This is a genomic window from Paenibacillus sp. TCA20, assembly GCF_000732325.1.
GTDB lineage: Bacteria > Bacillota > Bacilli > Paenibacillales > Paenibacillaceae > Paenibacillus > Paenibacillus urinalis.
Map to the genome: position 1 here is coordinate 153,582 of NZ_BBIW01000011.1, position 25,471 is coordinate 179,052.

Sequence of the window (25,471 nt, forward strand, 5' to 3'; positions counted from 1 at the left end):
CCCCAGATAAGCAGATGAGTAAAGCCATTCCTCATGTATTTCATGAAGAATGGCTTTTTTCCTGCTTTTTTTATAGGAATTATTAAAATTTTTAATTAACGATGAATGAAGTTAACCACATACCTGCGAATGCAGCAGCTATTCCCACGATTACAGAACTCATGACGTATAATGCTGCCTGTATACTTTTATCCGCTCTTATAAGCTGCATCGTCTCATACCCGAAGGTAGAAAATGTCGTATATGCTCCGCAAAATCCAATGCCGAGCACTGCCCACCCTAACGATGGCAATATGCCTTCCACGGTGAGCACATACAGGATCCCAAGCAGCAAGGATCCGCTGATATTAATCAACCAGGTCCCCCAAGGAAACGATGATCCTGCAGCGGCTGCCTTACGAGTGATGATTTTTCCAAGCGCATACCTGAGCATCGCGCCTGCCATGCCCCCTACTCCAGCAGCCCAGATCATATTGTGTTCTCCTTCCGTGTTGCCTTGCCTAACATCCATTTGCCCAATCGCAATCCTAACTCACTCATGATGATTCCGATCGCTACACTCAGAACCACATACAATAATCCAAGGAACAGCTCACTCATGCCAGCTAATCGGACAACATCCACCGTGAAGGTAGAGAACGTAGTAAAAGCACCGGTAAATCCGGTGCCAATACATAACCTCAGTTCGGGCCCCATACTCCATTTACCTGGAGTAACTGTGAAAAACCAGCCCAGAAAGAAGCAGCCTGCCATGTTAATCAGCCATATAGCCAGAGGAAATAAACCTTCTTCCGGTTGGATCAAATCTTGTACCCCATACCGGGCTGCCGTTCCCACAAATCCGCCGATTCCGATGTAAATAAGCTCCTTCATCCTCTTTGATTCCGGATTCTTCTCCGCTCCTGATTCAGCTTGATTTTGGATTCATTGCCTTGCTCCGTTGCCTCGTAGAAGATTTCATCCTGAATCTCCTTCGGCAAGTATTGCTGCTCTACATAATGCCCCGGATAATTGTGCGGATATTTGTAACCCACATGTCCAAGCTGAACAGAGCCTTTGTAGTGTCCGTCTCTTAGATGGAGAGGCACTTCCGCCGATTTTAATTCATCCATCGTAGCCATTGCTTTCGCTATAGCAGTGTACACTCGGTTGGACTTTGGACTCTCGACCGCGAACAGGATGGCCTGCGCAATGTTCAGCTTGGCCTCCGGCCAGCCGTTGTTGCGGTAAGCCTCAAGGGCAGATACAGCCTGTACCATCGCCTGTGGATTGGCAAGACCAATATCTTCGCTCGCCGCGGCAATGAGCCTGCGTATGAACGTCATTGGATCCATCCCCAGCTTCTCCACCGCATACAAGAACCAGAAAAGTGCTGCGTCACTGGAGCCCCGAATGCTTTTGTGAAAAGCGGACAGTACATCGTACTGTGTTGACTCATCCGCTTTGACGATGGGACGGCGAATCGATTCCTCGGCTACCGCAAGTGTAATATGAATGGTACCGTCTGACTCAGGCGGCGTCGTCAGCGCTGCCAGCTCCAATGCATTCAGCGCCCTTCTAATGTCTCCATTTGCCATGGAAGCGATATGAAGAAGGGCATCCTCATCCGCTTCCAGTTTCATATACCCGAGTCCTTTCTCTGAATCATGAAGAGCACGCCGCATGGCGAGGAGTGAATGCTCCTTGGTCAGTGATTCGAGCTGGAACAAGGTTGAACGGCTGAGCAAAGCTCCATTCACATAATGAAAGGGATTCTCTGTCGTTGCGCCGATGAAGATAATGGTTCCCTTCTCCACCGCGGGCAGCAAAGCATCCTGTCTAGAGCTGTTGAAACGGTGTACCTCATCCAGGAAGAGAATCGTCTTTGTGCCGTACATGGACTTATTATTTTGGGCCTGCTCGATGACCTCCCTCACGTCTTTGACGGAGGCATCGACTGCATTCAGCCGGACAAATTCCCCTTGGGTATGGTGAGAAATAATATGTGCGAGTGTCGTTTTGCCGCAGCCCGGAGGGCCGTACAGCAGGATGGATGAGACCTGATCTGCCTCAATCGCCCGTCTGAGCAGCTTCCCGGGTCCGACAATATGCTCCTGACCTATATATTCATCCAGGCTCTGCGGACGCATGCGATCAGCAAGCAGCCGTGCCTTCGGCTCCGCATCCTGGCTGTATGAGAATAAATCCATCATTTCACTTCCCTTAAGTTGTGCTTACCCTATCATAACACATGTCCTTCCTGTTCCTGATTTAGGAGTGACACGCTAGTAATTTTAATCTTAGGTCCGTACTGTTTGCGGATGACTTTTCTCGCTTCGATGGCGGTTCTGGCTTTGACAATGATTTCCTTGAACTCACTTTCTTCCGTATCAATGACAATCACGTATCTTCTCGCTCCGCATTTCATAACTACCACCTCCATGAAGCTTTAAACTTCTCTTTTTCAAAAATTCGATTTATTCAATCCTAAATCCTTTATCGGAATTCATTATGGTAAAATCTAACTATACGGTTGTTCAATACGTTCTCTCTAAATAGGGAGGTATGCACATGCTTAAACGAACGTCCGCGGCCAGTCTGCTTACGCTCACTCTGGTTATTTTCGGCGGAAGATTCTTCTTCACTTATAAACTGGACGGTCATATTTTGTATGCAGAGTATGCCATATGTCTGTTAGTCACTATCGGTGTGCTTCTGTATGGTCTTATCACGGAGCAGCGCAATTTGAAGAACAGAACTTATTCGAAGATGGAAATGGTGAAATGGTCTCGTGGTCACAAGGTCATCATTCTATGTTCAATCGTCATTATATTGCTGGGCAGCCATTTAATTTATTTGCAATTTCATCCTCCTGTGCCGACGACTGGACCTGTTGGAGATCTGCTGAATTCAAAACCAGATTGGTTTGATATAATGGTTCGTTTCTATATCATTACGGCTGCCGTCTTTACTGCTCTTCGTTCAACTCTTGTTATTCGTTCCTTCTCTCGTGCATTGGAGAATCAAAATGAGATTATTAAGGAGGATGCTGACCATCTCTAAGAAAAACTTGGCTTTAATTATTAGTATCTTCTGCTTTGCTGCTGGACTGTTCAGTGTAACATTTTTGCAATCGGACGGTCCCTTATGGGATTTTCCAATTATTTTAATCGCGTTAGCCAGCTGTAGTTCATTCCTATGCTATTCCATTCTGGAGTTTCGTGAGCTGTTGAACGAGAGAGATGAGGACAAAATCAAAAAATTTAAATCCGGCACTTATTATACTTTAATTGTATCCATCGTCTGGCTCCTGCTGTATATACCCAGGCTTCAGGATGATCTTACTCGAGAAGTGTTTGATGGAAGAGTAATGCCCATTGATTGGGACTCGGCACAGTTATATCTTCTGGGTATTATCTTTTTCTCATTGTTCCTGATACGCTCGATCGCAGGACTACAGCTTCTGAAGAAGCTCAAGCAGAAGGATATCTCGAACATAGAGTAAATCCCTAATTGAAATAGAAGAAGGAGAGCTGCATGTCTAAGAAAACGATAAGCATGGTTCTTTATATTGTAGGAATTGGTATATTCCTCATCCGTACGTTCGTTCACGAGGCTGACCGTCTGTTAAGTCTTGATTTCGTACTTCTCACTTTATTTACTGCAGGTGCAGGGATCTATATGATATGGCAAGAGAAGCATGAGCTGCTGGGCAGTGTGACGGATGAAAAGCTGCTCAAAATGCGAAAGCAATATCTTTTCGGCTTGTTCGGTATCGGTTTTGTTATACTTCTACAAGTCGATATGCTGTTCAATGAGCTGAATCCCAGACCTAAAATAAACGGCATACCAAGACCTGTCGATTGGTCCTCTGTTCAGATCAAAGTCTTTACCACCATCTTATTTACTGTAATATGGGCTCGATATATTCTCGGGTATTTCACCCTCCGAAACAAAAAAGCCGAGAACACATAAGCCGCATCCATATCATGGGTGCGACTTACGGTTCTCAACCTAATTAACTGCCAGCCTTACTCCGGCCAGCCATCAACAACAACCTCATCGTTATCCTGCTCCACGTAGTGAGGCCGGTCCTCACCATTCATGAGCCACAATTCATGCAGCGCACGCGTACAGCCGACATATAAGAGCTTGGCGTCCCATGCACTGCTGCCATAATGAGCTTGGTCCGCGTCAGCAACAATGACAGCATCGAATTCCAGTCCCTTGGACAGATACACCGGAAGCACTGAATAACCGCCCTCATATTGCTTCTTGCCGTCATCGATCAGATTAACCTCCAGTCCTTCTGACCGAAGCCGCTCATGCAGGGCTTTAGCTTCCCGCAGAGAGCGTGTCAGGATGGATACCGTCCGGTAGTCCTTGCCAATGAGCGTCTCCATTGCTTTTTTCAAGGAAGCTTCTCTTCCCTCTTGTCCGTAATCAATGAGCCGAACACCGTCTCCACTCCGGAACACGGGTACAGCGGTGATGCCGCTTTGAACTCCTTTTTCCAGAATCGTATTAGCAAACTCAATGACTTCCATCGTAGATCGATAGCTTCGGGTCAGCGCAAAATAATCATTATACTCCGGTGCAAAAAGTGAGCTCATTTCCTCCCACTGATGCACGCCTCGATAGGCATGAATGCCCTGGGACAAATCGCCGAGGATCGTAAAGGAGTGCCCTTTGACGAACAGATCCAGAAGTGCGATGTGAAATGGAGAGAAATCCTGCGCCTCGTCAATGACCACATGATCAAAGCGCTGATTACCATCCACCTCATGCACCAGTACATGCAAATAAACGAGCGCCGGAAGGTCCTCTTCGCGAATGACATTGTTCTTCAAATCAAGTGCTGTCGACTTTAACACAGACTTTGGAATCTGGCTGACGGCTTCCTCCGGCATGGGGCTTGCACCTTTGGCTGCTTTGAAGATCTGCTTGTAGAGTGTAAGCGGCTCGTATTTCGGCCATTTGTTGCCATACGCCTTCTCGCGTGTTGAGGCTTTCTTCTTCCACTCTTTTTGTACAGCTGCCGAAGGCGCCTTTTTGAGCTCCATTTCGATCCAGCGATGTACCCGGGCCATAACTCGTTCTTTGCGCTTCGCGAGAGGGTAAGGTTTATACTCTTCCTCAAACCACTTCACAATCTCTGCTTTCGGAAGCACAGCGCCGTCCCACGGTGAGAAGTCCATGTCCGGTACCGAGCTGATCTCCATCCTCTTAATGCAGTCACGGAGAATTTCCATAAATGCGATAGATCCCTTAAACCGTCCCGGCACTTCCTCCGTAATCTCCGGCAGCTCTCCTTCACCCTCGAACCAATAAGACAGCGTCTCTGCAGGATCAGCCAATCTCAGCTCCAGGTCCAGCAAATTCATCGCCCAATCCGAGAAGGTGCTCTGCTGAATATCACCCACACCGAGCTCAGGCAGAACGTTTGAAATGTAATCCAGGAACATATTATTGGGGGCAAAAATAATCATCTTCTCTGCCGATACCTGCTCCTTGTACTGATACAGCAAAAATGCTAAACGATGCAGCGCAACGGTTGTTTTACCACTACCTGCAACCCCCTGAATAATGAGCGCTGTGTTCCGGGCGGCCCGGATAATCCGGTCCTGCTCGGCCTGAATTGTTGATACAATATCTCGCAGCTTATTGTCCTTATTCTCCCCAAGTCGATAGACGAGGAACTCATCAGATACGGCAGGCTGGTCACTATCCCGATTATAGGTGTCGGCCACACGCTCAAGAATCTGCTGGCGAATCACAATATTCCGCTTCAAATAAACGAGACCTTCAATGATGCCTTCCGGCGATTCATATTCTGCGGGTCCATCTCCGCCGGTAAAAGAATAAAAGAGACTCGCCACTGGCGCCCGCCAATCAATGACCAGCGGCTGATCTGTGTATTCTTCACGATCTACGCCGACTTTGCCAATGTATAACGGTTTTGAACTGCCAGTGCCGAGCTCTTCAAAATCAAGACGTCCGAAATAGGGCTCCTTTACGCTCTTAGAAAGTCTTTGTCTGCGTTCCTCTCGTCCCGCCTCCAGTACCTGCTCCGTAAAGTCATGCCCGGTATATACCGGAACCGACTGAAGCTTCGCAAGCTGCTGATCGACTTCCTTCATCGTATCTTTAAGCCTCTGCTCCTCTTCTTGATAGGCACTTTGAATCGTGTCATCCATAGTTCAGTTACCTCCTAAGAATTATTTTGCAGCTCGGACGTGTCCGTACAGCAAAAGGAGTACTAATATACCACAAAAAATAAAGAAAAGCCATTCATTTCCGGAGAGGCCTAGACTTCGTCATGGTGTGGTATAAGCCTCTTTTACAACAAGGCATACACTACAAAATTGAGCAGGAAGAGTACGGCTATGAAATACATAACCTTAGGCACTTCCCTTCCTTGTCCGGCCGCCAGCTTAGCTACGGGATACGCGATGAATCCAAATGCCATTCCATCTACAATGCTATAGGTGAAGGGAATCATCACCATAATCAGAAATGCAGGAAAGGCTTCGGTATAATCCGAGAATTTGATATCCTTAACGCTTTGTACCATCAGACCTCCGATAATGATCAGAATGGGTGCAATTGCACTGTCCGGTATGAGCGTTAATAATGGGATGAACAAAAATGTAGCTCCAAACAATACCGCTGTCGTGAGCGGCGTAAGCCCGGTTCGTCCTCCCGCAGCAATTCCTGCCGTTGTCTCGGCTGCTGCGACTACAGGACTTGTACCGAAAATTCCTGCAAACACATTCGTAATGGAAAGTGCCCGAAGGCTTCCTTTAAATGTCTCCGGACGCTGAGTAATGTTCGTATGCGAGGCAATGAGTCCAATATTTTCAAATACAACAATAAGCAGCAGCAAGAAGACCGCAATCCAGAAGGATAGATTCACCAGCCCTGTAAAAGACAGCTCTCCAAACAATTGTCCATACTCTCGTATGGGCTCGGATGCGGACATCATTTGAGATGGGGCTTCTGCAGCACCAAGTACATAGGCCAATATCGTACCTGCGACCATGCTAATAAGAAGACCGCCCTGCACATTTCTCACGAACAACACAAAAGCTAACAGTAAGGTAAGACAAGCGGTCAGCACACCAGGATCATCAAAATGGCCGATCGTTACAAAGGTCGTTTGATGCGCGACAACGATCCCGCTTTTTTGAAGACCGATAAAGGTCAGGAACAAGCCGATCCCCACCGTGATGCCATGCTGTAGATTATGAGGGATCGCTTCACTTATCACTTTATACAGGTTCGTAAAGGCGACAACCGCAAACAGAATGCCCGTAATCGTGACCACCGCTAATGCTTCCTGCCAAGTCAATTTCATCGAATGCACCAGTGTATAAGCAAAAAATGCGTTAATTCCCATTCCCGGAACTACGATAATCGGTGATTTGCCGATAAACGCCATGAATAGACAGCCGGCAATCGAAGTTAACAAGGTTCCCACCATCGCTGCCTGCAGCGGCATACCTGCATCCGCCAGAATAGACGCATTGACCATTACAATATAAACAACAGAGAAGTAGGAGATAATTCCTGCTCCAAGCTCTTTCTTGAGCACATCTCCTTGTCTCATTCCAACCCATCGGAACAGACTTTTTTGTTTCATATACGCTAATCCTTTCTCTCACTTCATTACAGTTATCAGATATTCATACAAATGCTCAGATACTCAAATACTCCATACAAAGAAAAAAAGCGTGAATACCATACGCTGGTATCCACGCGGGAACAAGTTTATCTTGTTCAGTTTGTGCTCATTTTAAACCTGAAAGCATCGGCTTAAGCTTCTTATTTCTCGGCAAGCAAATCCTTGATGGCTTCACTGACCATGATAAGTCCTGCAACAGGAGGCACAAAAGCATTACTTGCAGGTGGCTGTTTTGCTTTTCGGATCTCAGGTGCATTTTCCGGAACAATCTTATCCGTTACATCCTGACGCGGCTTCATCGGCTGCTCTGTAGAGAAGACGACTTTTACACCTTTTTTAATCCCGTGCTCCTTGCGCAGTTTGTTACGAATGACACGAGCCATCGGATCCATGGAGGTCTTGGAAATGTCGGCAACCTGAAACTTGGAAGGATCCATTTTGTTGGCGGCTCCCATGCTGGAGATCATCGGAATTCCTCTCTCCATACACTCCTTGATTAAGTGGATCTTGTAAATAATTGTATCGGAGGCATCCAGTACATAATCCAGCTCGTATTTAAACAATTCCTCGTAAGTTTCTTCCGTATAGAACATGTTAAGCGCAATAGCATCGATCTCCGGATTAATCAGCTTCACCCGATCTACCATCAGATCTGCTTTCTTCTGACCAATCGTCGTCGTTAGGGCATGGATCTGACGATTGATATTCGTAATGTCGACGACATCCTTATCAATCATAATAATCCGTCCTACCCCGGTACGAGCCAGAGCTTCCACGGCCATTGAGCCGACGCCCCCGATGCCGAGAACAGCAACAGTGCTGTTCTTCAGCTTCTCCAGGCCTTCCGGTCCAATCGCAAGTTCCGTTCTTGAAAATTGATGTAGCATGGTGACAATTCGTCCCCCTTACTTAGTTCTTTTCCGCTTTGGGCTTGCGAGAAACGCGGATATGAAGCTGTTCCAGCTGCTTCGTATCTACTTCCGACGGCGCGTTCATGAGCAAGTCTGTAGAGCTTGCTGTTTTCGGGAATGCAATCGTTTCACGGAGGTTGTTACGTCCTGCAAGCAGCATAACCAAACGGTCGAAACCGAACGCGATACCGCCATGTGGAGGCGTGCCGTATTCAAATGCATCCAGCAAGAAACCAAATTTATCGTAAGCTTCTTCCGTGGACAGACCAAGCGCACCGAACATTTTCTCTTGTACATCCCGTTTAAAGATACGCATAGAGCCGCCGCCTACTTCATAACCGTTCAGTACCAAGTCATAAGCCTGAGCACGAATCTGACCCGGATCGGTATCGAACAAGTGCAGATCCTCTTCCTTCGGACGCGTGAACGGATGATGCTCTGCCACATAACGTTTCTCGTCTTCATCGTATCCCAGGAGTGGGAAATCCACTACCCAAGCAAATTTAAACTTATTGTCGTCGATCAAACCAAGCTGACGGCCGATTTTCAAACGCAGTGCGCCCAACACATCTGCTACTACTTTTTTATTGTCAGCTGAGAACAGAAGCAAGTCTCCGTCCTCTGCACCTGTACGTTCCTTGATCGCTTCGATTTCTTCAGGTGACATGAATTTCACGATAGGCCCCTTGAATTCGCCTTCCTTCACTTGGATCCAAGCCAGACCCTTCGCCCCATAACGTGCTGCATAAGGTCCCAGATCGTCAATCTCTTTACGAGTCCACGTTCCACAGCCTTTGGCGTTCAGGCATTTAACCTCTCCGCCTTTTTCGATAACCGAAGCAAACACTTTTACTCCGCTCGTGGCTACAATATCGTTCAGCTCGACAAGCTCCATGCCGAAGCGCAGATCTGGTTTGTCAGAACCATATTTACCCATGGCATCTGCATAAGTAATACGCTGGAACGGAGTTTCGATCTCGACTCCTTTGGTTTCGCGGAACAATTTAACCATAAGCTCTTCCATCATTGGCAGCAGCTCATCCTGCTGGAGGAAGGAAGTTTCAATGTCGACCTGCGTAAATTCCGGCTGACGGTCTGCACGAAGATCCTCATCACGGAAACAGCGGGCGATTTGATAGTAACGCTCAAGACCACCTACCATCAGAAGCTGCTTGTAAACTTGCGGTGATTGTGGCAAAGCGAAAAATTCGCCTTCATGCACACGGCTTGGCACCAGGTAATCCCGTGCACCTTCCGGTGTGCTCTTTGTCAGAATTGGTGTTTCTACTTCAATAAACTCTTTCTCATCCAGGTAATCACGGAATACCTTGGCTGCTTTGGAACGCAGACGAAGCGTTTCCTGCATTTCCGGACGACGCAGGTCCATATAGCGATATTTCAAACGAAGGGATTCATCCACTTCAATTCCGTCTTCGATAAAGAACGGAGGTGTTTTGGATGCATTCAGCACTTCAATCTCTGTAATCTGTACTTCAATCAAGCCTGTTGGCAGGTTCGGGTTAACCGTCTCTTCATCACGCTTTACTACCGTTCCTGTCACTGCCAGAACGTATTCACTGCGGACACGGTCAGCAATTTTGAGCGCCTCGCCGGAGTAATCCGGGTTAAATACGATCTGTACGATACCGCTGCGGTCACGCAGATCAATAAAGAGCACGCCCCCGAGGTCACGGCGAGTCTGTACCCAACCGTTCAGTGTAACTGTTTGACCGATGTGCTCGGTCGTGAGTGTTCCGCATTGATGACTTCTTTGCATCTTCATTCTCCTTTTTGATCAAAAATTATATAAAATGTTTAGGAAACTTATTAAAGTCACCCTCCTAAATCCTCCCTGACAGGGAGGACCCCAGATGGCGCCTGCCCTCTGGACACCCGGAAGCTGCAGCAGATGCAACAGTTGGTGGAAGGTGAAAAAACTTACGTTGGTGGTGGGAGCGCTACCGTCCTAACCTTTGCAGCGAAGCTGCAAAGGTTAGGACCCCGCTTCCCCAAGAGCATGAAAACCCTTGTAGCCTTCGGCGTAACTTGCATTGCTTCGCTTCATGCAAGGTCAAAGGCAGGTAAACCCTTTAGCCTTCGGCGTGTCTTACATTGCTTTGCTTCATGCAAGATGAAAGCCGGGTAAACCCCTGTAGCCTTCGGCGTGGCTTGCATCGCTGCGCTTCATGCAAGGCAAGGGCGTGAAAACCCTGGTAGCCTTCGGCGTATCTTGCATTGCTTCGCTTCATGCAAGCATGGAGCGCTGCTGCACTATTGCAGCGCGGAGACCAGGTCGGCGAGCTTCACAACACGCTGCTCGCCGTCTTGCATTGACTTGAGCGTGATTTCTCCCCGCTCAAGCTCATCCTCGCCAAGAATCGCGGTATACCGCGCCTTCAGGCGATCGGCAGACTTCATTTGGGCCTTCATCTTCCGGCCCAAATAATCGCGCTCTCCGCTGTATCCAGCTTGGCGCAGTTTAAACAGCTGCGCTGTCACCTCGGCTTCAGCAGCTTCGCCAAGGGCAACGAAATAAACATCCAGCGGCTTCACCGCATCAAGCTCCACTCCCTGCTTATCCAGAATCAGCAGGATACGCTCAAGACCGATACCAAAACCGATACCCGGCTGATCCGGGCCGCCAATACCAGCTACAAGACCGTTATATCGACCGCCGCCGCCAATAGTGTCAATAGCGCCGATACCTTCGGCTTTTAGCTCAAACGCAGTCATCGTGTAATAATCAAGTCCCCTTACAAGACGGTGATTCAACGTATAAGGAATTTCCATGCTGTCCAAATAGGCTTGTACCTTCTTGAAGTGGTTCGTTTCTTCCTCACTCAGGCTGTCCAGAATAGAAGGCGCATCTGTAAATTTATCCTGATCCACTTTGCAGTCGAGCACACGCAGCGGGTTCCGATCCATCCGGGATTGACAATCCTTACACAGTGATTCTCTCATCGGATTCAGGAAGGCCAGCAGGGTCTCACGATATGCTGCCCGGCTCTCCGCATTACCCACCGAGTTCAGCTCCACGTTAACGCCCTGGAGTCCCAGCTCCCGGCAAAATTGATATCCGAGCGCAATAACCTCTGCGTCAATCGCAGGGTCTACCGAACCAAACGCCTCCACTCCAAACTGGTGAAATTGACGCTGGCGTCCAGCCTGCGGCCGTTCATATCTGAACATCGGGCCTGTGTAATATAGCTTCGTCACATCTGGCTCTCCGTACAGCTTGTTCTCCACGTAGGAGCGCACAACTCCTGCTGTTCCTTCCGGCCGAAGCGTCATGCTTCGATCGCCCTTATCTTTGAACGTGTACATTTCTTTCTCTACAATATCCGTTGTTTCTCCTACACCCCGTTCAAACAGGTTCGTCTGCTCGAATATCGGTGTGCGAATCTCTCGGTAGTTAAACCGCCCGCACAGCTCTCTTGCCTTACTCTCAACATATTGCCACTTCTCTACCACACCTGGCAGCAAATCCTGTGTCCCTGTCGGTTTTTGAAAAGCCATCTTACATCCCTCCATCACTATCCAAGTCATCATACTTGTATCTAAATTTTCTTGAAAACGAATCAATTTCATAATACTTTTGATTCAAACATAATTTAAAAACAAAAAAATCTCCCGCCCTGTTTCATACATGAAACAGGGACGAGAGATTGCGATAAGCACATCTACCGTGGTACCACCCACATTCCGAACAAAGATTACAGCTCATTCTTCGTTCGCTTAAGGCGTGTAACGCTCGCCAGCGCGATACGGCTAATCACCAGATTGCTTTCGCCGTCCGTTCTCGAGGAAGTCATTCGTCCGGTCATCATGAGAATCCTTCCAGCCTAAGGGATTCATCTCTAAGCATGTGGGGCACGGAGTACTTGGTCCTGTCATCAAATCAACTTATATATCCTTATATTATTGTTCGATTGTAATGAACCCATACGTTAAAGTCAAGCATTTTCTAAAAGAAATTAACATGCGAGGTAAACTAATTCCAGAAAATAGACAGAAAAAAAACCTACAAAAACGGTTTGTAGGTTCAAAGTATATATTAAAAAAGGGGGTCATGCTGTTATTATAAACAGCATATATTAATAATTGATGTTGTTAATATTACGAGTGTATTACAATTTTGAAAGCGCTTTAACTCGCTTGGTCTAAAATGTCTCATTCCATAAACCGTTACACAACGATCCTGCGGATTCCGCATCAATCCTTCTGTAAAAGCTTGCTCTTGCATATATCATTAAAGATTACTCATCTATTTCCACATATCCGCCTTTAGAGCGAATTTTGTTTACGACTTCCTCGTATTCTTCATCCTTTACCTTCACAGATAATACATAATGGAGGTTGTCATAGTCGTCAGTAAATACATCCTCCGCATTCAGCAGCCCGCCTTCCCGATTTCCATTGCGATCTGCCGCTGTTGGTTCATCCGGATTACGATCTGACACAACGGGAACTATACCCTCCGTTTGTGTTCCAGCTGCTGTGCCTACAGCACCGGTTGTATTAACCCCCCCTACGTTGTTATAGGGAACAAGAGGAACGAGAATTCGATTTGATCTCCCTATGGAAGAATCCAGTTCACCTACCTCCAATTGCTCTGTAGCAAACGCATGTAGGGAGATTCTGGCACCTTCTGCATCATCCTCAGTTCTGAAATACGCTTGTATTCTCTTCGACATGACAAACCCTCCTTATTAAAATAGTTAGTTCATTGTGTTCTGAAGCACGACATTGAAAGTCGGCTCCATTTTATATCGCTTTTAGTATTTCTCGAACAAATGCTGGTTCATCCTCAGGTGTACGGGATGTAATGAAATTACCATCTACAACGGCTTCCTCATCGCGGAATTCAGCACCCGCATTAATCATATCGTCTTTGAGCGGTGGATAAGAAGTAACGGTACGTCCCTTCAACAGATCCGCGCTTGCCAATATTTGCGGGCCATGGCATATCGCTGCGATTGGCTTCTTCGCCTGATTGACTTCGGTAACGAAGGTCAGAATTTGATCATTCAAACGAAGATTTTCTGGTGAAGATCCACCCGGAATGACGACGGCGTCATAATCAGCTGCACTGACCTCCGTAATGGCTTTTTCAATTGTGTACTCTTCTTTTCCTTGTTTCCCTTTCACGGTAGCTCCTGCTTCAAGGCCGATAATCACGGCTTCATGTCCTGCTTTTTTTACCTCATCGTAGGGAACTTTCATTTCCGAGTCTTCGAATTGGTCTGCTAACAAAAATGCTACTTTACTCATTGATTATCGTCTCCTTTCAAGGCAATAGCGCCTCGAGTATTCATTACCCTGAATGACCTGTTTTATAACATCCACCGCAAAAATCTCTATATCCATAAAAATTCAATTTATAAGTCATCAAATGAAAAAAACTATCTCCTTGAGAGAAGTTCTCCAAGAAAATAGCTCTAAGATCGCGGCAACCGGATTCTGACCGGCTTATCTGTTGATGTTGTTTCATACAACGAGATTGTTTTGGTTGCTGCTACATTGGCCAAATGCATGGCTTCGGGTACACTTCCCGGCAGAAGCAGCATAGACACATTCATGTTCATTTGCTTTAGAGATTGTCGCATACCAAAAAGACACCGTCCTCACTAGGCTTATTCATTACCTAGTATGTCCCGGTGTCTATGGAATTAATCTGATGTAAACCTACGAAGTCGAGTTAGACCTTGCTCTCCAAGATCAGCGTCACAGGGCCGTCATTATTCAGCGCAACATCCATCATCGCTCCAAATTTCCCTGTCTCAACGATAAGCCCCTTACTTCTAAGCTGCTCATTAAAATACGCATACAGCGGCTCTGCCACATCAGGCCTTGCCGCAGCCATGAAGTTCGGTCTTTTTCCTTTACGTGTATCTCCATACAGCGTAAATTGCGACACGGATAGGATGGCACCGCCGACATCCATAATGCTATTGTTCATTTTTCCGGCTTCGTCCTCAAACACACGCAAACCGGCGATCTTTTCGGCCAAATAGTCAGCATCCTTCAGTGTATCCTCATGCGTTATACCAACAAGCAGCATAAATCCTCTATTTATCTGACCGACAACCTCTTGATCTACAGTTACTTTCGCTTCGCTTACGCGCTGCAATACCACTCTCATGTTGATCTGTACTCCTTATTGCATAATCCGATGTACAGAATATACATCTTTAACTCGCTTAATTCGCTCTACAACCGATTGCAGATGATCCGTATTCCGAATCAGAATGGTCATATGAACCTGAGCAAGCTTATTCTTATCTGTGCGCCCCGTAACAGCAGATATATTCGTCTTACTTTCGGACACGGCCTGAAGTACTTCATTAAGTAGCCCATTCCGATCATGTCCAGTAATCTCAATATCGACGCTGTAGCTCGCCGTTTCATTCTCGTTCTCCCACTCTACTTCGATCACACGTGCCGCTTCTTCCCCTTCGAGGTCTAATGACGGAAGATTCGGGCAATCGGTACGATGGACAGAAACCCCGCGCCCGCGCGTAACATACCCTACAATTTCGTCACCTGGCACCGGATTGCAGCAGCGTGCAAATCGCACAAGCAGATTATCAATGCCCTTGACTTTAACTCCGTTGGTATGCTGAGCTTTTCGCTCAGGAGCGGCCTTGATTTCCTTGCGTTCTGTCGTAAGCTCAAGCAGGCTTGCTTCCTCCTGCTCTTTCCGGAGCTTCTCTGTCAGACGTGTCACGATTTGGGATGCAGTAATACCGCTGAAGCCAATCGCAGACAGCATATCGTCAATATCGTTAAACGCGAAACGTTTGCAGACCTCCTGCAATTTGTCATCCGTAAGCCATTGAGAAGGCTCGAGGCCAATCCGTTTCAGCTCACGTTCAAGGCTATCTCGACCTTTTTCGACATTTTCTTCGCGTTTTTCTTTCTTATACCACTGTTTAATCTTACTGCGTGCATGAGAAGATTGCGCAATCTTCAGCCAATCACGGCTAGGACCATACGAATGCTTGGAAGTCAAAATTTCAACTATATCGCCGGTCTTGAGCTGATAGTCCAGTGGTACAATTCGTCCATTAACTTTAGCTCCAATCGTACGGTTACCTACTTCTGTATGAATCCGGTAAGCAAAATCAAGAGGCACTGAGCCTGCAGGAAGCTCAATGACTTCACCTTTTGGAGTAAACACAAATACAAGATCCGAGAAAAAGTCCATCTTCAAGGATTCTACAAACTCTGAAGCATCCTTCGCTTCATTTTGCAGCTCAAGAATCTCTCTGAAGAACGTAATGCTGTCCTCTAAATTATTGCCTCCGCCTTCCTTATATGCCCAGTGGGCAGCAATACCGAACTCTGCTGTGCGGTGCATATCCCAAGTACGAATCTGAACCTCGGTCGGCTCTCCCTTTGGACCTACTACGGTCGTATGCAGAGACTGATACATATTGGCTTTGGGCATCGCAATATAATCTTTGAATCTTCCAGGCATCGGCTTCCATAAGGTATGGATAATTCCGAGGGTAGCATAGCAATCTTTAATATTATCAACAATAATTCGAATAGCGAGCAGATCGTAAATTTCGTTAAACTGCTTATTCTTGCTCGTCATCTTCTTATACACACTGTATATATGTTTAGGGCGTCCGGACAGATCGGCCTGAATTCCCATCTCACCCAGCTTGTCGGATATCCGATCAATGACATTATCAATATATTGCTCGCGTTCTGCACGCTTCTTGTGCATCAGGTTAGCAATACGATAGTACTGCTGCGGGTTCAAATAACGGAGTGCAATATCCTCCATCTCCCACTTAATCGCCGAGATCCCGAGCCGGTTGGCAATCGGACAGAAGATCTCCAAGGTTTCATACGAAATACGGCGTTGACTTTCTTCGGACTGAAATTTCAACGTACGCATATTGTGGAGACGGTCCGCCAGTTTAATGACAATGACCCTGATATCCTGAGCCATCGCAATAAACATCTTTCGGTAGTTCTCGTTCTGCTGCTCCTCTTTTGAACGGAATTTAATACGCTCCAGCTTCGTCAGACCATCCACCAGCATGGCGCATGTATCTCCGAACTTCTCTTTGATCTCGTCCAGTGATACCGTAGTGTCCTCAACGACATCATGAAGCAGGGCAGCAATAATTGATATGCTGTCCATCTGCATGTTCACCACGATATCTGCAACAGCCAGCGGGTGCAATATATACGGTTCGCCCGATTTGCGCGTCTGTCCGTGATGAGCTTTCCCAGCAAAGTCATAGGCTTCACGGATCCGGGTTAATTCGGGTTCTTTGATATAGGCTCCAGCCTTTTCCAGTAATTGCTCTATGCCCATCTAATCTTGTCCGATTCCTTTCTATAATAAAATGGAACCCGCCGATCTTACATCTACACAGGTTCCCCGAAAAAGTGATTTTATAATATTATGACGCTTACCTGCTTCTACGTCAACCGTCGTCATGAGATGACAAGTTATGCTTTTTCACCAACTATAATATATAGGCATCTAGTTCCCCTATGAAAGCGTGTCAAATCGCAGAACTGAAATGAAAAGAAATTCATTGAAAAATGTCGGAAAACTGTATAATCTATTAAGGATTGCAGAAGGCTACATCTAACGATCATGCACGATTTTATTTTGAGGAGTGAACAATTTTGCAGCGTGAAATCGGAGTTAATGAGAAGCTCCCTGTAGGACCAGGTCTACTATTAAGTATTCAGCATTTGTTTGCCATGTTCGGCAGCACTGTACTGGTACCTAACATCTTTGGTGTCGACCCTGGGATGATCCTATTAATGAATGGTATAGGGACCCTTCTCTACATCTTTATATGTAAAGGAAAAATACCGGCCTACCTTGGCTCCAGCTTTGCTTTTCTTGCACCTGTTACTATGGTATTGGAAAAACAAGGAGATAGCGGATATTCCATGGCCCTCAGCGCGTTTATTGTCACGGGTATTATCTTCTGTCTTGTTGCTTTGATTATTAAATATACCGGCACAAAATGGCTGGACGTGCTCTTTCCCCCGGCAGTGATGGGGGCTGTTGTGGCTCTAATCGGACTGGAACTCGTTCCAGTCGCAGCAGGAATGGCAGGACTTGTTGGCACGGAAGAGGGTTGGTCGCCGGATGCAACCACAATCACACTATCCATGGTCACTCTTGGTGTAACCGTGCTGGGCTCCATTCTATTTCGTGGATTTGCGAAGATCATTCATATTCTGATCGGTATTGTGGCAGGTTATCTGCTTGCGTTCTTTATGGGAGTAGTCGATACAGCCAGCTTCTCAAGTGCAAGCCTGTTTAAAACGCCAGAAATAACGACTCCTACTTGGGATATGGGGGTAATCTTTACGATTGTACCGGTAGCCTTGGTCGTTATCGTTGAGCATATCGGTCACCTGCTCGTTACAGGCAGCATCGTAGGCAAGGATCTGTCCAAAGATCCTGGGCTTCATCGTTCCCTGCTGGGTAACGGCATCTCAACAGTGATATCTGGATTCGTTGGCTCTACACCCAACACAACTTATGGGGAAAATATCGGTGTCATGGCTTTAACTCGCGTTTACTCGATATTCGTTATCGGAGGGGCTGCGATTATCGCCATTATACTTTCGTTCTCAGGAACGTTTACCGCTATTGTCGCCAACATTCCGACCGCTGTAATGGGAGGCGTATCCCTTCTCTTGTTTGGGATCATTGCCGCATCCGGCTTCCGAATCTTTGTCGAGCAAAAAGTTAATTTCTCCAAAACCAAAAACATGCTGCTGACTACACTTGTATTCGTTACAGGGCTCAGCGGAGCTACCCTTGAGATCGGAACCGTACAGTTAAAAGGTATGGCACTTGCCACGATTGTTGGTATGATTGCTGCGCTGCTGTTTTATCTCTTCGAAAAACTGGGCTGGATGAATGAACGTGAGGATGAGTCCGCTCACTAAGATATACACAACACACACATACGAACGAAAAAAGGTGATCAGCTATAGCTGATCACCTTTTTTTCAATCATCTGACGTTTATTCGTCAAAATATTTCCCGGGAAACGGGAGATTAGTATTTCATAAGTGAATACACATTTACATCTGTAAGTTTATCTCTACCCTTGAGTTCTTCAAGCTCGATCAGGAATGCAGCGCCAACTACGTTTCCACCCAACTGACGAACTAGATTTACGGAAGTCGCAATGGTACCGCCTGTTGCGAGCAAATCATCAGCAATCAGCACATTTTGACCTTTTTCAATGGCGTCTGTATGCATTGCTAATTGATCCTTACCGTATTCGAGATCATATCCGATTTCAATCGTTTCCCCTGGTAGTTTACCGCTCTTGCGAATAGGTGCAAAACCAACACCCAGCGCATAAGCAAGCGGCGCTCCAACCACAAAGCCGCGTGCTTCAGGGCCCGCAATCACGTCAATTTTCAAATCAGATACAAGCTGCTTGATTTCATCTACCGCTTTGCGGTACACTTCGCCGTCCTTCAGCAGTGTTGTAATGTCCTTGAAGCTGATTCCGGGCTGCGGAAAATCAGGAATAACCCGAATGTAATCTTTAAAATCCAAAATAATCTCCTCCTAAAATAAATGAATGCTTAGGATGCACCTTTCATGTGAGTCATCATCCATTGCATCAGTTGGGGCGCTGCCAAATCGAACATCGCATGTTCCATATCAACGAGCTGTTCAATAGCCTGGTAGTTTCGGGAATCCATCAAATTTTGCTTGGAAGGATTCCTCACGAATGTTATTGTACCAGAATTTCGTTCAATGAATGACAGCTCCTCAAACACATCCATCACTTTGGAGATCATCCTTACAGAATATCCGCACTGACGACTGAGTGCCTCCATCATTCCTTTTTCCGGTACAGCTTCTTGTCCCCATTTGGATATAAGGACATATATACGTTTAAAATCATCACGCGTAAATCGCTGCAATCTCTCGCTTCGATGTACATGGGCGTGAAGAAGAATAACATTACCCGTTCTCTTGATCAAGCTTTGCATCGCTGTTAATTGCTCGGCAGTTTCGGGGGTATCCAGAACAAACAGATTATCCAGCTGCTCCCCCTCAAATTCTAACGCTAAGTCGTTCTTCGGAACGACTCCAACCTTCCTATCATATACCCAAATAGCCTTTTCATTCAATTGGTTTTCTAGACCAAATATATTTTTTTCATGAACAAGCACTCCGCTGATGCTTGACGGTGATTGAGCCCGGCTGCCCAGCTGCTGTATGAATCGCTCGATTTCGCGTCCTGGGTCCCTGCTTCCCCGATAATCAAACACCTGGTGCTCAGGAAATCTGAAATCGTCCAGCATCAGCTGCAGCTTCCTGGAGCCATTCCATTCATTGATTTGCAGCTCGCCCATCACTTCAAGTGCAGAGCCCTCTGGAAGATAGTCTGCATATATGCCGTTCCCAAATGAAACAGCATCAATAAGCTGACCATCTTGTTCTAGCGTAAGCTTTAAATGAGACTGATCTTTCCCCATCTTGCGGATGCCGACCAGATTCACATTTCGAATCACGAATTTAGGCGTAGGATTATCCATGCCAAATGGCTGAAGCAGCTCCAGCTCCTCAATGACAGACAGAGGTACCTCGCCTAGGCTGCACTCTCCATCTGTATCCTTCACCGGGATAAAATGCTCAGGCTGCATCGTTCTCTCTGCGTACTCATTCAGCTGCTCCTCAAAAAGTGTCAGTTGATCACGATGCAGCGTCATACCTGCAGCCGCAGGATGACCTCCATAATGATCCATGACATCCTTGCAAGCAGTTAGTGCCTCATAGATGTCGAGCCCAGGAACCGACCGGGCAGAGCCTTTACATTTGCCGGTCTCTGAATCGATGCCCAGGATTAGTGTGGGACGATAATAACGTTCCAGCACTTTTGAGGCCACAATCCCGACAACACCTGGATTCCAGCCCTCTCCTGCAATAACGATGACATGCGGAAGGTGACCTTTAGAGGCTTTTTTCTGCTCCAGCATCTCAACAGCCTGCTGGGTCATTTGCTGCACCACCTGCTGGCGCTCCCGATTCAGCAAATCCAGCTCCTCTGCAAGCCTTACAGCTTCATCCTGATCCTCCGTCGTTAAGAGCGCAACAGCCCTGCCTGCATGATCAAGCCTGCCGCTAGCGTTAATGCGGGGACCTACTGAAAAACCGATATGAACCGAATTGACGGTTGCAGGTTCAACTCCGCTGATCTCAAGGAGAGCGCGAATTCCAAGATACGCCGAATTTTTCATCGATTCAAGTCCTTGTTTCACAATGATTCGATTCTCATCTGTAAGCGGCATTAGATCCGCTATCGTGCCGATGCTTGCAATTTCCATCCATTCTTTGGGTACATCTCCCAGAATCGCTTGAGCAAGCTTAAGAGCAACCCCTACACCAGCTAAGCCTTTGAAAGGATAGGGACAATCTTTTTGCTTGGGGTTAATCAATGTGTAGGCTTCCGGTAATACATCAGGAGGCTCGTGATGGTCAGTGACAATGACATCGATACCGAGCTCTTTTGCATAAGCAATTTGTTCTACCGCACTTATCCCTGTATCTACCGTGATGATTAATGTAACTCCCTGTTGATGAGCCCAGTCCAGCGCATGATTATGAAGGCCATAGCCTTCATTAGCACGATGGGGAATATATATATCGTAAGAGGCAGAGAGTCTGCGCATTAAATGAATCATCAGCGAGGTACTAGAGACTCCATCGGCGTCATAGTCGCCATATATTAAAATATGTTCACGCTGATCCAGCGCATCCTTAATGCGAGGTATTGCTTCCTTCATTCCTTTTAACAGATAGGGATCATGCATGGACCCCGCACCAGCATTTAAAAAGTGTGAAGCATCCTCTATCTTACCTAAGCCTCGATTAGCAAGCAGTCTAGCCATCAGGGGAGATATGTTTAGATCATCAGCTAATTTCTGTACTTCTTCCTCATCATGCTTCGGCATATTCCATTGATATTTCGAATAAAGCACTGTAAATCACCTTTCTTTCTATACAGAATGAACTTGGCATCATTAATCCATAGTTCAATCTATCCAGCACGCCACAAACCTTTTGTATCCAAAGTAACAGCTGCTTATATACAATGGCCGTTTGTTTACTGAAGCAAAGTAGTAGACTCGCGTTCAGCCAGCTCATAATTACTCTTATATGGATACTCTGATAGATACGGCAGAACTTCTATGCTGACCTCTGTAACCTGTTCAAATCTTCCTGTAAGCAGAACCTTGACACGCTCTGACGTTTCCTGTGCCTCAGCAACGCTCATTCTTGGATTTACGGTCACTCTCACATCTACATAGATACCACTCGTCCGCTCATAGGCGTTAATCTGTTCAACCGTTACAATACCATGTACACGCTGAACTGTCTCCATGTAATCATAGGTATCTTGTCGAACTTCCTTATCTTTGTGGCCCAAGAAATAGCTTGCGAGCAGCTCATATCCCTTCCAGATTACGATTCCGGATGTTATAAGCGCAGCAACAGGTTCACTGTATAGAAGCAAAGAGTAATCCATTTCTTTACCGATCATAGCAAGCGTGATGCCTGTAAGGACGATTATAGAGCTATATAGAGCTAAACGGTGATGACGGCCCATGATATGTATGGCTCTTTTATCCTTGTAGCTGCGTCTCCATTCATATTGAAACCATATCTCTCTAGCAACAAAAGCAACAAACGCGATGATTAAGACCATCAGCTGCGGCGGTTCAAGATCTCCTGCCACCATAACATAGATCGAAGAGAAAGCAATTTGCATTGCACCTAATATAACGAGCAAAGGAATGATCAATGCGAGAAATTCCCCGAATCGAACCGTGCGGCTTGTAGAGGATTCTATGATAGGTTCCTTGTCAGCGTTACCGAACCGATGTGTAATAAGTGTAGAGACCTCTCCTGCGGAGTACATCGCGTCGCTCAAAAGTGCCTTGTTTCCCGAAATATAACCTACACTGCCTTTTAATATCGTAAGTCCCATATTTCCGAGCATACTAGTCCAGAAACGAGACCTGTTCATTTTTTCCATATAATCAGTGGTCATCCGTGTTCCCCCTCTACACGTTAGACGGTTAGATTCGAAAGCCGCGCCTTACTCAGACGCGGCTTTCATTGTTTTACCATTGAAGTCAGTTAGCTGACTTCGCAGGATTGTTTGTTTTTGGCTTTTGTTTATTTTTAAGAATGGCCCAGAGTGGGCTTGCAATAAATATAGACGAGTAGGCACCGAAGACAAGACCAATCACCATAGCCAGTGAGAACATGCGAATCGATTCGCCGCCAAGCAGGAATAGGAACAGTGATGCAATAAATACGGTAATTGTCGTATTCAATGAACGAGTCATTGTCTGTGCAATGCTTCGGTTTACAACCTCATTCACATCTTTACTTGTCTTGGTCTTAGCAAATCTCAAATTCTCTCGAATCCGGTCAAACACAACGATCGTATCATTAATGGAGAAACCGACAATGGTTAATACTGCCGTAATAAAGGTCAGATCTACTTCCCATCTGAATAAAGAGAAAATACTGATAACGACAAATGCATCATGCAGCAGTGCGACGATTGCAGCTACAGCAAATCTCCACTCAAACCGAATGGTAACATAGATCAAAATCCCTAAGCTTGCAATCAGTACGGCATAAATTGCATTGCGTCCCAGCTCTTTGGCCATTTCCGGATCAACGGTGTTGACTTCAAAGGACGCTTCCGGGTCAATTTGTTCATTAAAAGCGGACTTCAAATTAGCTTCCTGTTCTTCATTGAGCACCGAAGAAAAACGAATATTCACTTGGCTTGTACCTGCAGAAATGGCAGGCTCGTCATCTGCAAGCCCCAGCTCTTCAAGGACAGGTTCAATTTCTTCCGTTGTAATCGTTTTGGACGCAGTCACGTCCACATTCGAGCCAGATCGGAAATCTACGCCATAATTAAGTCCGAAGACAGCAAGGCTTAATATCCCAAGCAAAGTAATGACGATGGAAAACGTATAAAAATATTTACTTATTTTGATGTAATCAAATTCCCAATTAAAGCGCACGAATTTCACTCTCCTTCACGCCGAAGTAAGAAGGCTTCTTAATCAGTTTTGCTTTGACAAGCAAGTTCAGCAAGAAGCGGGAGAAGAAGATATTCGTAAGAATACTCGTTACAATATCTATGATCAGAACGATTGCGAAGCCTCTGACTGCTCCGGTACCAAGCCAGAACATAACACCAGCTGCAATAATCGTGGTCACATTCGAATCCATTACCGTACGGAATGAGATCCGTTCACCGGACTTAACAGCAGACATGACGCTCTTTCCGCTGCGAAGCTCTTCTTTAATCCGTTCATAAGTAATAATATTGGCGTCAACCGCCATCCCGATCCCCAGAATGAAGGCCGCAATCCCTGGCAAGGTGAGAACGAAATCTCCCCAATAAAAAATAAGCAGAACAAGCCATGTATGCACGATGAGACAAAAGCTTGCTACAATCCCAGGTATACGATATAAAGCGATCATAAATATTAAAATAAAGACGGATGCAACAATCCCGGCTTTAATTGTCTGTTCCAGGGACAGCTGTCCAAGTGAAGCACCTACGCTTTGAGAGTATTTCTCTGTCAGCTTCAGTGGGAGCGCTCCAAGATTGATGGTGTCTCGAAGCTGGTTCGCTTCTTCCCGTGTGTAGCTGCCTGTGATCTGTGCCTTGCCATCGGTCAATACTTGCTGAACAATGGGTGCAGATAACAGTTCATCATCCAGATAAATGGCAAGCTCTTGACCTTGCAGACGCTCCGTAATTTCTGCGAATTTCTCCTTATCCTTCACCTGAATGTCCACCATAGGCTCATTTAGGCTGCCAAATACAACAGAGGCGCCGTTCTCGACAAACTCATTACCTCTGAGTTCAATTTTGCTGTACTCGCCGGGCTCGTCCCCATCCTGCGCACTGCGGAACGTCAGAACAGCCGGCTCCTTCATCTTGCTGCGTACCTCGGTCTCATCCGTAACCCCAGCAAGCTTCAAGCGAATCCGGTTCGAACCCTCTGTTGTTACTTCAGGCTCACTTGTTCCTAACGCATTTGCACGTTGCTCGAGACTCTTCGCCGTCTGAGTAAGTGATTCTCTGGTGACTTCTTGTCCTGCTTCCAGCGGCTCAGCTTCATATAAAATCTCGAAGCCTCCCTTTAAATCGAGGCCGAGGCGTATATTGTTAAGCAGACCTGGGCTTGTAAAAGCCATAACGCCGGCGGTCACTAGCACGACCAGAATGAAACTGATAGCTCTCTTCATGCCGTCACTTTTATCCCCCTTCATTCTCAATATTCCTATTATAGCTATGCAGGAAATCTCAGTCAATTTTCCTATATGAAAAAGGCATCGGGCGAACCGTTATTTCAGAAACAAAAAAATCCCTCTTTCCATTAGAAAGAGGAACCTCGATAAGCGGACAGCGTCATGTAATTCATAAAGCTGGTTGCCTTCAGCGATAAAATATCGTTAACCAGCTGATGCAGCTGCGGAACGCCGTGTTTCTCATATTTATGACTAATACAATTCCACACATCCTTACTGGTTACATGCTCATATCCTACCAACCGAAGTTCCTCAGCCTTACTGCAGCATAACAGCTCGATGGCTTCTTCAAGCTCCTGTCCATCCATTTCTTCAATTGTGGAATCCATCTGCTTCAGTCCTCCTTTAGACCTTCCATAATCCTTTATTCGTCTTATACCCGCTATACTCCTGCCTGATTCAGGATTAGAAGGCTGTTATATTCAGGAAATATCATAATTGGCAAACTTCCTAGTCATGAGATGGGACAGGTTTGGCATATCCATTATTAAGAGCCAGTCCATCAGACACAGGAAATACGTA

General features: G+C 46.2%; 24 protein-coding genes. 4 read left to right on the forward strand and 20 right to left on the reverse strand.

The annotated features are described in order from the left end of the window. Positions 1-91 precede the first annotated feature (91 nt). From crcB (TCA2_RS19590) to TCA2_RS19605, 4 genes are read right to left on the reverse strand one after another with little or no spacing between them, the layout of a single operon-like run. The gene (gene crcB, locus TCA2_RS19590) at positions 92-472 is read right to left on the reverse strand and encodes a fluoride efflux transporter CrcB (protein WP_047913304.1); all 381 of its coding nucleotides are present in this window, start codon (positions 470-472) and stop codon (positions 92-94) included. After that, on the reverse strand, positions 469-873 hold the full coding sequence (gene crcB / locus TCA2_RS19595; RefSeq protein WP_047913305.1) for a fluoride efflux transporter CrcB: 405 nt from the start codon (positions 871-873) through the stop codon (positions 469-471). The genes crcB (TCA2_RS19590) and crcB (TCA2_RS19595) overlap by 4 nt, the downstream gene beginning before the upstream one ends. Then, complete coding sequence (locus TCA2_RS19600) at positions 870-2,189, reverse strand: replication-associated recombination protein A (protein ID WP_047913306.1); 1,320 nt, start codon at positions 2,187-2,189, stop codon at positions 870-872. Before TCA2_RS19600 ends, crcB (TCA2_RS19595) begins: the two co-directional genes overlap by 4 nt. A 32-nt stretch (positions 2,190-2,221) precedes the next feature. Beyond that, positions 2,222-2,407: a hypothetical protein gene (locus TCA2_RS19605; protein ID WP_047913307.1), complete on the reverse strand. Its 186-nt coding sequence runs from the start codon at positions 2,405-2,407 to the stop codon at positions 2,222-2,224. Between the two features lie 143 nt (positions 2,408-2,550). On the opposite strand from TCA2_RS19605, the gene TCA2_RS19610 reads away from it, so the two are divergent. Genes TCA2_RS19610 through TCA2_RS19620 form a run of 3 tightly spaced genes read left to right on the forward strand, consistent with a single transcriptional unit; the run spans position 2,551 to position 3,954 of the window. Then, entirely contained in the window at positions 2,551-3,042 is a 492-nt protein-coding gene (locus TCA2_RS19610; protein WP_047913308.1) for a hypothetical protein, read from the forward strand. Continuing rightward, positions 3,026-3,484: a hypothetical protein gene (locus tag TCA2_RS19615; protein WP_047913309.1), complete on the forward strand. Its 459-nt coding sequence runs from the start codon at positions 3,026-3,028 to the stop codon at positions 3,482-3,484. Before TCA2_RS19610 ends, TCA2_RS19615 begins: the two co-directional genes overlap by 17 nt. A 32-nt stretch (positions 3,485-3,516) precedes the next feature. Further along, positions 3,517-3,954, forward strand: coding sequence for a hypothetical protein (locus TCA2_RS19620; RefSeq protein ID WP_047913310.1), 438 nt, complete (start codon positions 3,517-3,519; stop codon positions 3,952-3,954). 56 nt (positions 3,955-4,010) lie between these two features. Here the strand turns inward: TCA2_RS19620 and TCA2_RS19625 are convergent, their stop codons facing one another. The 10 genes from TCA2_RS19625 to TCA2_RS19670 all read right to left on the reverse strand — a co-directional run bounded on the left by TCA2_RS19625 (position 4,011) and on the right by TCA2_RS19670 (position 16,909). Beyond that, on the reverse strand, positions 4,011-6,176 hold the full coding sequence (locus TCA2_RS19625; protein ID WP_047913311.1) for a 3'-5' exonuclease: 2,166 nt from the start codon (positions 6,174-6,176) through the stop codon (positions 4,011-4,013). 143 nt (positions 6,177-6,319) lie between these two features. Beyond that, positions 6,320-7,621: an NCS2 family permease gene (locus TCA2_RS19630; RefSeq protein ID WP_047913312.1), complete on the reverse strand. Its 1,302-nt coding sequence runs from the start codon at positions 7,619-7,621 to the stop codon at positions 6,320-6,322. 182 nt (positions 7,622-7,803) lie between these two features. Further along, positions 7,804-8,550 carry a ThiF family adenylyltransferase gene (locus TCA2_RS19635; RefSeq protein ID WP_047913313.1) on the reverse strand — a complete coding sequence of 249 codons (747 nt, stop codon included), beginning with the start codon at positions 8,548-8,550 and terminating at the stop codon, positions 7,804-7,806. Between the two features lie 22 nt (positions 8,551-8,572). Then, the gene (gene aspS / locus TCA2_RS19640; RefSeq protein ID WP_047913314.1) at positions 8,573-10,351 is read right to left on the reverse strand and encodes an aspartate--tRNA ligase; all 1,779 of its coding nucleotides are present in this window, start codon (positions 10,349-10,351) and stop codon (positions 8,573-8,575) included. A gap of 494 nt (positions 10,352-10,845) precedes the next feature. After that, entirely contained in the window at positions 10,846-12,090 is a 1,245-nt protein-coding gene (gene hisS, locus TCA2_RS19650) for a histidine--tRNA ligase (RefSeq protein ID WP_047913316.1), read from the reverse strand. Between the two features lie 740 nt (positions 12,091-12,830). Beyond that, complete coding sequence (locus TCA2_RS19655; RefSeq protein ID WP_047913317.1) at positions 12,831-13,268, reverse strand: hypothetical protein; 438 nt, start codon at positions 13,266-13,268, stop codon at positions 12,831-12,833. 70 nt (positions 13,269-13,338) lie between these two features. After that, the gene (locus TCA2_RS19660) at positions 13,339-13,845 is read right to left on the reverse strand and encodes a type 1 glutamine amidotransferase domain-containing protein (RefSeq protein WP_047913318.1); all 507 of its coding nucleotides are present in this window, start codon (positions 13,843-13,845) and stop codon (positions 13,339-13,341) included. Between the two features lie 167 nt (positions 13,846-14,012). Further along, the gene (locus TCA2_RS27325; RefSeq protein ID WP_179085549.1) at positions 14,013-14,180 is read right to left on the reverse strand and encodes a hypothetical protein; all 168 of its coding nucleotides are present in this window, start codon (positions 14,178-14,180) and stop codon (positions 14,013-14,015) included. A 92-nt stretch (positions 14,181-14,272) separates the two neighbouring features. Then, positions 14,273-14,716 carry a D-aminoacyl-tRNA deacylase gene (gene dtd / locus TCA2_RS19665; RefSeq protein ID WP_047913319.1) on the reverse strand — a complete coding sequence of 148 codons (444 nt, stop codon included), beginning with the start codon at positions 14,714-14,716 and terminating at the stop codon, positions 14,273-14,275. 15 nt (positions 14,717-14,731) lie between these two features. Further along, entirely contained in the window at positions 14,732-16,909 is a 2,178-nt protein-coding gene (locus TCA2_RS19670) for a bifunctional (p)ppGpp synthetase/guanosine-3',5'-bis(diphosphate) 3'-pyrophosphohydrolase (RefSeq protein ID WP_047913320.1), read from the reverse strand. 320 nt (positions 16,910-17,229) lie between these two features. Here TCA2_RS19670 and uraA point away from each other — a divergent pair, with 320 nt between their 5' ends. Beyond that, positions 17,230-18,516 carry a uracil permease gene (gene uraA, locus TCA2_RS19675; RefSeq protein ID WP_047913321.1) on the forward strand — a complete coding sequence of 429 codons (1,287 nt, stop codon included), beginning with the start codon at positions 17,230-17,232 and terminating at the stop codon, positions 18,514-18,516. Between the two features lie 112 nt (positions 18,517-18,628). On the opposite strand, the gene TCA2_RS19680 is transcribed toward uraA, so the two are convergent. The 6 genes from TCA2_RS19680 to TCA2_RS19700 form a co-directional block, all read right to left on the reverse strand. Further along, positions 18,629-19,141, reverse strand: a complete 513-nt coding sequence (locus TCA2_RS19680; RefSeq protein ID WP_047913322.1) for an adenine phosphoribosyltransferase — start codon at positions 19,139-19,141, stop codon at positions 18,629-18,631. Positions 19,142-19,170: 29 nt separating this feature from the next. Beyond that, positions 19,171-21,576 carry a single-stranded-DNA-specific exonuclease RecJ gene (gene recJ, locus TCA2_RS19685; RefSeq protein ID WP_047913323.1) on the reverse strand — a complete coding sequence of 802 codons (2,406 nt, stop codon included), beginning with the start codon at positions 21,574-21,576 and terminating at the stop codon, positions 19,171-19,173. Positions 21,577-21,701: 125 nt separating this feature from the next. Continuing rightward, positions 21,702-22,649, reverse strand: coding sequence for a cation diffusion facilitator family transporter (locus tag TCA2_RS19690; protein WP_047913324.1), 948 nt, complete (start codon positions 22,647-22,649; stop codon positions 21,702-21,704). Positions 22,650-22,734: 85 nt separating this feature from the next. After that, the gene (gene secF / locus TCA2_RS26755; RefSeq protein ID WP_076313488.1) at positions 22,735-23,646 is read right to left on the reverse strand and encodes a protein translocase subunit SecF; all 912 of its coding nucleotides are present in this window, start codon (positions 23,644-23,646) and stop codon (positions 22,735-22,737) included. Beyond that, positions 23,636-24,886 (reverse strand): protein translocase subunit SecD, encoded by a 1,251-nt coding sequence (secD, locus tag TCA2_RS26760; RefSeq protein ID WP_076313568.1) that lies wholly within the window; start codon positions 24,884-24,886, stop codon positions 23,636-23,638. Before secD ends, secF begins: the two co-directional genes overlap by 11 nt. A gap of 131 nt (positions 24,887-25,017) precedes the next feature. Next, positions 25,018-25,278, reverse strand: coding sequence for a post-transcriptional regulator (locus TCA2_RS19700; protein WP_047913325.1), 261 nt, complete (start codon positions 25,276-25,278; stop codon positions 25,018-25,020). Positions 25,279-25,471: the final 193 nt, after the last annotated feature.

Excerpts from the sequence above, each read along its gene's own strand:
- crcB (WP_047913304.1), bottom strand. The coding sequence starts at position 472 with ATGATCTGGGCTGCTGGAGTAGGGGGCATGGCAGGCGCGATGCTCAGG.
- crcB (WP_047913305.1), bottom strand. The coding sequence starts at position 873 with ATGAAGGAGCTTATTTACATCGGAATCGGCGGATTTGTGGGAACGGCA.
- TCA2_RS19600 (WP_047913306.1), bottom strand. The coding sequence starts at position 2,189 with ATGGATTTATTCTCATACAGCCAGGATGCGGAGCCGAAGGCACGGCTG.
- TCA2_RS19605 (WP_047913307.1), bottom strand. The coding sequence starts at position 2,407 with ATGAAATGCGGAGCGAGAAGATACGTGATTGTCATTGATACGGAAGAA.
- TCA2_RS19610 (WP_047913308.1), top strand. The coding sequence starts at position 2,551 with ATGCTTAAACGAACGTCCGCGGCCAGTCTGCTTACGCTCACTCTGGTT.
- TCA2_RS19615 (WP_047913309.1), top strand. The coding sequence starts at position 3,026 with ATGCTGACCATCTCTAAGAAAAACTTGGCTTTAATTATTAGTATCTTC.
- TCA2_RS19620 (WP_047913310.1), top strand. The coding sequence starts at position 3,517 with ATGTCTAAGAAAACGATAAGCATGGTTCTTTATATTGTAGGAATTGGT.
- TCA2_RS19625 (WP_047913311.1), bottom strand. The coding sequence starts at position 6,176 with ATGGATGACACGATTCAAAGTGCCTATCAAGAAGAGGAGCAGAGGCTT.
- TCA2_RS19630 (WP_047913312.1), bottom strand. The coding sequence starts at position 7,621 with ATGAAACAAAAAAGTCTGTTCCGATGGGTTGGAATGAGACAAGGAGAT.
- TCA2_RS19635 (WP_047913313.1), bottom strand. The coding sequence starts at position 8,550 with ATGCTACATCAATTTTCAAGAACGGAACTTGCGATTGGACCGGAAGGC.
- aspS (WP_047913314.1), bottom strand. The coding sequence starts at position 10,351 with ATGCAAAGAAGTCATCAATGCGGAACACTCACGACCGAGCACATCGGT.
- hisS (WP_047913316.1), bottom strand. The coding sequence starts at position 12,090 with ATGGCTTTTCAAAAACCGACAGGGACACAGGATTTGCTGCCAGGTGTG.
- TCA2_RS19655 (WP_047913317.1), bottom strand. The coding sequence starts at position 13,268 with ATGTCGAAGAGAATACAAGCGTATTTCAGAACTGAGGATGATGCAGAA.
- TCA2_RS19660 (WP_047913318.1), bottom strand. The coding sequence starts at position 13,845 with ATGAGTAAAGTAGCATTTTTGTTAGCAGACCAATTCGAAGACTCGGAA.
- TCA2_RS27325 (WP_179085549.1), bottom strand. The coding sequence starts at position 14,180 with ATGCGACAATCTCTAAAGCAAATGAACATGAATGTGTCTATGCTGCTT.
- dtd (WP_047913319.1), bottom strand. The coding sequence starts at position 14,716 with ATGAGAGTGGTATTGCAGCGCGTAAGCGAAGCGAAAGTAACTGTAGAT.
- TCA2_RS19670 (WP_047913320.1), bottom strand. The coding sequence starts at position 16,909 with ATGGGCATAGAGCAATTACTGGAAAAGGCTGGAGCCTATATCAAAGAA.
- TCA2_RS19690 (WP_047913324.1), bottom strand. The coding sequence starts at position 22,649 with ATGACCACTGATTATATGGAAAAAATGAACAGGTCTCGTTTCTGGACT.
- secD (WP_076313568.1), bottom strand. The coding sequence starts at position 24,886 with ATGAAGAGAGCTATCAGTTTCATTCTGGTCGTGCTAGTGACCGCCGGC.
- TCA2_RS19700 (WP_047913325.1), bottom strand. The coding sequence starts at position 25,278 with ATGGATTCCACAATTGAAGAAATGGATGGACAGGAGCTTGAAGAAGCC.